This is a genomic window from Mycobacterium sp. ENV421, assembly GCF_002887815.1.
GTDB lineage: Bacteria > Actinomycetota > Actinomycetes > Mycobacteriales > Mycobacteriaceae > Mycobacterium.
On the sequence record NZ_PDHO01000118.1, the window covers coordinates 1 to 1,491 of the forward strand.

The following is a 1,491-nucleotide window of genomic DNA, read 5'->3' on the forward strand; positions in this document are numbered from 1 at the left end:
ATCGGAGCAGGCCGCGCTCAAGTGCCTCTATCTGGTGACCCGATCACTGGACCCATGCGCTCGAACTGAGCCGGCGCCCATCGAGGTGACTATACGACGGCGAGTCGGCGGCCGGGCGGGGCTGGGAAGTGAACGAATACGCCCGATAACTTCGGTCCTTAAGTTCGTAGTTGCAGTTACTTCGTGTTGTTACGTTGTGCTGTGACCCGGGTGGGCCGGGTGAGGCGAATGTTTGGTTGCCGGCCCTGGTGGTGCGGCTTGAAAGGACTGGCCGCCCGGCCTGCCTGGACTTCTCTGGCCGCTGATTGAGATCTGCGATGTGATCGCTTGTTTAAGGAAATGCTGGCGGGGATGTCCGTGGGGAATGTGTTGGCAGACAAACGAATAGGAGATCGATGACAGAGGGCCAGTTGTGGGCGGGTGTCGATGTCGGCAAGGAGCACCACTGGGTGTGCGTGGTCGATGACCGCGGTGCGGTGGTGTTGTCGCGCAAGCTCGTCAACGACGAGCAGCCCATCCGAGCACTGATCGGTGAAATCGACACCCTGAGCAACGACGTGTCCTGGACGGTCGACCTGACCACCGTCTATGCCAGCTTGCTGTTGACGGTGCTGGCCGACGCCGGTAAGTCGGTGCGCTACCTGGCCGGCCGCGCCGTATGGCAAGCGTCGAGCACTTACTGCGGTGGGGAGGCCAAGACCGACGCCAAAGACGCTCGCGTGATCGCCGATCAATCGCGGATGCGCGGCACCGATCTGCCGGTGCTGCGTCCCGACGATCTGATCGCCGAACTGCGGATGCTGACCGCTCACCGGGCTGACCTGGTCGCCGATCGCACCCGCACCATCAACCGCCTGCGCCAGCAACTCGTCGCGGTGTGCCCGGCGCTGGAACGTGTTGCTCAGCTGAGCCAGGACCGCGGCTGGGTGGTGTTGTTGTCGCGCTACCAACGTCCGAAAGCCATTCGCCACAGCGGTGTATCGCGGTTGACGAAGATCCTGACCGATGCGGGATTGCGCAACGCGGCCACCATCGCCGCGGCTGCCGTCGCTGCGGCGAAGACCCAGACGGTGCGGTTGCCTGGTGAAGAGATCGCCGCCGGACTGGTCGCTGAATTGGCTCAGGAGGTGATCGCCCTCGATGACCGCATCAAAGCCACTGACGATGACATCGAGGGCCGGTTTCGCCGCCATCCGCTCGCCGAGGTGATCACCAGCATGCCCGGCATTGGCTTTCGGCTCGGCGCCGAGATGTCCGCATTGACCGCCATCCGTTGCGACCCGCATTCCAAGGCCCACTACCAGCGCAAACGAGACGAAGGAAAACGGTCGATCCCCGCCACCATCTGCCTGGCCCGGCGCCGCACCAACGTCCTCTACGCGCTCATCCGCGATAACCGCACCTGGCAACCTGATTCACCCCCGATCACCCAGTCGCGGTCGCGTCCGAAAGTGGGTGTAAAAAGCACCGGCCGGTTCGCGGCTTCGTCGT

1 pseudogene is annotated in these 1,491 nt (G+C 63.6%); it reads left to right on the forward strand.

Annotated elements, in window-relative coordinates:
- Window positions 1-395: 395 nt before the first annotated feature.
- Window positions 396-1,430: pseudogene (locus CRM90_RS29920) on the forward strand (IS110 family RNA-guided transposase); the annotation flags it as partial.
- Window positions 1,431-1,491: the final 61 nt, after the last annotated feature.